Source organism: Mesorhizobium sp. M7A.F.Ca.ET.027.03.2.1, assembly GCF_003999175.1.
GTDB lineage: Bacteria > Pseudomonadota > Alphaproteobacteria > Rhizobiales > Rhizobiaceae > Mesorhizobium.
This window is the reverse complement of the sequence record NZ_RZOM01000517.1, coordinates 1-4,198: the sequence shown is the minus strand read 5'-3', so window position 1 is coordinate 4,198 and position 4,198 is coordinate 1. Positions and strand designations below refer to the sequence as shown.

Genomic DNA, 4,198 nt, shown 5'->3' with positions numbered 1-4,198 from the left:
CGCCACAACCCGGAATTCCAGTCCAAAATCCTCGGCGGCGACTGGAGGCAGCAGCCGCTCGCGACCGGAATGATGAAGACTGGCGCTACCGCTCACTCATCGCCTCCTCGCGCGCCTTGTTGATCGGCTTCAGGAGGTAGTGCAGGATCGTCTTGCGCCCGGTCTTGATGTCGACCGAGCAGATCATTCCAGGGATGATCGAATAGGCCTTGCCGTCTCTTTGAAGGGTGGATTTGTCCGTCGCCACACGCACCTGATAGTAGGGTTCCCCCGTTTTCTGATCGACCAGGCTGTCGGCTGTGATGTTCGAGACCTTGCCCTCGATGCCGCCGAAGATCGAGAAATCATAGGCGGTGACCTTGATAAGGGCCTCCTGGTCGGGACGGATGAACGCGACATCCCGTGGCGAGACCCGTGCCTCCACCAGCAACGTCTCGGAGGTCGGCACGATGCCGGCCACCACGGCGCCAGGCTGAACGAAGGCCCCGACCGTGTTAAGCTCCAGCGTGTTGACGATGCCGTCCACGGGAGAACGGATGTCGGTGCGCGCGACCTTGTCGGTGGCTCCCCTTATGGTCTCATCCACCACCGACAGTTCCGCCAGGGCCTGGGTCAGGTCATCCAACGCCTCCTGCTGCAATTGCAGGCCGAGTTCCTCGACCTGAAGCTGGGCTTCCGTGATCGACGATTTGATCTTCTTTATCGTTTCGCCCGCAAGGTTCAACTGGCCGTTGAGCTCGGTCTGTTCGCGCTCCACCCGGAGTTGCTCGGTCCGTGCCATCAGGCCTTTCTTGACCATCGCGTCGACCAATTTTGCCTCCTGGTCGCTGACGACCAGGTTCTTTGTAAGACGATCGGAATTGGCCTGCGCCTCGGCCAGTTCCCTCTCGCGCTGGTCAAGGCGTGACTTGAGCACGGATAGCTTGTTATCGAAGTTCCCGCGCCGGGCGATGAGCAGCTTCTGTTCATTGTCGCAGATTTGCGGAGCGACCGACTGGATGTCCTGCGGGCACGGAAATGGGCCCGAGAGATTGCCGGCCTGTTCGTATTTCAGCCTTGCTATGCGCACTTCCAGCGCGCGCGCCTTGGCCTGCTGCTCGCCGAGACTGGACGTGTTGAGCGTGTTGTCCAGGCGGATGATGAGATCGTTCTTCTTGACCACCTGGCCAATCGTCACGGCGATTTCCTGAACGACACCGGCTTCACTCGCCTGAATGATCTGGGTCTTGGAAGCGGGTATGACCTTGCCGTCGCCGCGTGCGATCTCATCGACTTCGGCAAAGGACGCCCAGGCGACGAAGACCACGAAGAGCGCTCCGATGATGAATATGGACGCCGACGCAAACAGCGGCGGTCGATCTTCTCTGGCAAGCATTTCCCACGCCCCAACGCATTGGATGCAGCAATATTTGTTTTGTCAGGCGCTTGTTTTCTGCAACGCCTGTATGACTTGGTCCTTCGGTCCGTCAGCAACGATTCTGCCCTGTTCGATAACGATCAGGCGGTCGGCCAGCTCAAGCATGCTGAAGCGATGTGTCGAGACGATCAGCGTGGTGTCGCGGTCGAAGGCGACTTTGAGCTGCTTGATCAACTGGCGTTCCGATGCGAGATCCATCGAGCCCGACGGCTCGTCCAGAAAGACGATTTTCGGTTTGGTCAGCAGCAGGCGTGCGATCGCCACCGTCTGCCTCTGGCCACCGGAAAGATTGGTGCCGCGCTCGCCGACATTCATGTCGTAGCCGCGCGGGTGGCGTGAAACGAAATCGTCGACGCCGGCCGCCTTTGCCGCTTCGATGATCTGTTCGTCTGTAGCCTCGGGGCATGCCATCAGGAGGTTTTCCTTGATGGTGCCCGAGAACAGGTCGCCGGCCTGCGCAACGATGCCGACCGCGGCGCGAACCTCGGACGGGTGATACTGGCGAATGTCGATCCCATCCAGCAGCAGCTCACCGGAAGTCGGCAGGAAGAGCCGGCCGATCAGCCGCCCCATCGTCGTCTTTCCCGATCCTATGCGGCCGATGATGCCGATCCGCTCACCCGGCTTGACCGAGATATTCAGGCCGGTCAGAACTTCGTTTTCCGAGCCTGGATAGACAAACCCGACATTCCTGAACACCATCGCCCCCTTGCGGATGGGGCGGTTGACGAAGCCCACCGTGTCGGGTCGATCTTCCGGCTGAGCCATGATCGAGTTCACCATTCTCAGCGAGAGCATGGCCTGGCGAAACCGGGACAACGTTATGGCAATCTGGCCGAGCGGCGCCACGGCCCTGCTCGCCAGCATCACCGTTCCTATGATTGCTCCTGTCGAAACATGCCCTTCCGAGAAGGCATAGGCGCCGGCCACGACCAGGGCGACGGTCACCAGCTGTTGTATGGACTGGGTGATGTTGCCCGCCGCCGCCGAAAGCTGCTTGATCTTCTCGGACGTGTTGGCGGCGTTCTTGGAGTGCTCTCCCCATTTTCGCAGCAGATACGCCTCGGCGCGCAGCGACTTGATGGTCTCCAGCGTCGAGATGGATTCGACCAGCAGGGCCTGGCGCTGCGACGCTTCGTTCATCGAGGCGGCGACGCGCTTGCCGATGCGGCGCTGGGTGATCAGGCCGACGATGACGGACATCACGAAGGCCAGCGCCGGTATGATCACCAGCCATCCGCCTATCGCATAGATCACAAGGAGGAAGACGAAGACGAATGCCGTGTCGATGAACACGCTTATGGTGTTCGAGGTGAAGAACTCCCTGACGAATTCATACTGCGTGACCCTGTTTGCGTATTCACCGGTCGAGCCGGGGCGCGCCGACAGCGACGAGTTCAGCACTTTCTCGAACAGCAGATAGGATATCCGGAGATCCGCCTTGCGCCCGGCATAGTCGATGAGGGAAGCCCTGGCCGTCTTCAAGAGCAGGTCGAACAGGATGACCGCGCCGATGCCGAGAGCCAGCACCCATAGTGTCGATATTGCCTTGTTCGGCAGGATCCTGTCGTAGACGTTCATGGTGAAGATCGGCGAGGCTATGGCCAGCAGATTGATGAACACCGCCGCCAGGACGACTTTTGAGTAGGTGCGCCAGAAAGCGCCCATCGTCCCCGTAAGCCAATGTCTCCGCTCGATCCTGGCCGCCGAGCCGACCGACATGGTCTCGGCGGCATTGGCATAGGTGATCGAGAAGGAAGCGCCGCCGCTGATGTAGCTGGCGGCCAGTTCCGATCGGCCGATCGTGGTGCGGCCGTCTTCCTGGGGCGCGGTGATATACGCATCGTCTTCGCCCAGAGCGAGCAGGGCAACCGGCAATTGGCTGACGCGAAAGACGATTGCCGGCAGGTCGATACGCCCCCTGAGAAAATCGCGGTGGTTGAACTCGGTGACTTCCAGGCCGATGCGTTCGGCAAGGTGCCTGATGTCGTCGGCCGCAATTCGCGTGTCCGAGAGCGGCACGCCGGCAAACAGCACGGTCTCCGCGCTCGGCCTGCCGAGATATCCGGCAACGGCCGAGAAGCAGGCCTTGAACGCCTCCTTGGGGGAGAGGATATTGGGTTGCTGGTTCACGATCTGCCCGTCAGGACGCTCGCTGGACCTTGCGTCGTCTTATTTCTTCCTCACCGGGGCGAGGATATCGAATGGCAGGTCGTTCTTCTGCTCCGATGGCGTCCGCGCATAGGTCTCGGTGTCCGCGGTTTCCGGTGTTGCAAACTCGGTGCGCGCATAGGCTGTCGCTTGCTTTGCCGGCTCGAGATTCATCGTTTTCAGCAACTGTCCGGTCGCGGCCAGGAGCCGGTACTGGGCAAACAGCGATGCGTAGGACGCGGTATCGGCCAGCGTTGCCGTGTTGAACCGCGTATTCTGCGCGTCGAGCACGTCGAGCAGCGAGCGCTGTCCAACCTTGAACTGCTCGCGATAGGAAGCGACCAGCTTTTCATTGGCGGCGGCCTGTTGCCTCAGGGTCTTCGCCAGATCGGCTTGCCGGAAACGGCGATCCCATGAGGTGCGAACGGCTTCCTCGATTTCGCGCAAGACCTGATGATAGGCGAGCCGCTGCTCGCTGGCGCGGCGGATCTGCTCCTGTTCATTGGCCTTGTCTATGCCGCCGCGATACAAATTCCAACGCAGCACCAGACGCGCCTGCAGGTCATTGGTGTCCCCGTCGTCGCCGTCAATGTCGGTGCCTGCCCTGGCCCGACCTTCAGCAATGACTTC

3 protein-coding genes are annotated in these 4,198 nt (G+C 60.8%); all 3 read right to left on the bottom strand.

Annotation, left to right across the window (positions count from 1 at the left end; genetic code table 11):
• Nucleotides 1-85 precede the first annotated feature (85 nt).
• Complete coding sequence (locus EN750_RS21145) at nucleotides 86-1,375, bottom strand: HlyD family type I secretion periplasmic adaptor subunit (RefSeq protein ID WP_127320297.1); 1,290 nt, start codon at nucleotides 1,373-1,375, stop codon at nucleotides 86-88.
• Between the two features lie 42 nt (nucleotides 1,376-1,417).
• Nucleotides 1,418-3,550 (bottom strand): type I secretion system permease/ATPase, encoded by a 2,133-nt coding sequence (locus EN750_RS21140; protein ID WP_127271964.1) that lies wholly within the window; start codon nucleotides 3,548-3,550, stop codon nucleotides 1,418-1,420.
• Between the two features lie 39 nt (nucleotides 3,551-3,589).
• Nucleotides 3,590-4,198 (bottom strand): TolC family protein (locus tag EN750_RS21135; RefSeq protein ID WP_189526356.1); only part of this gene is annotated, 609 nt, incomplete at its 5' end.

What these genes read in the sequence shown, in the direction of transcription:
- EN750_RS21145 (WP_127320297.1), bottom strand. Translation starts at nt 1,375, where the DNA reads ATGCTTGCCAGAGAAGATCGACCGCCGCTGTTTGCGTCGGCGTCCATA.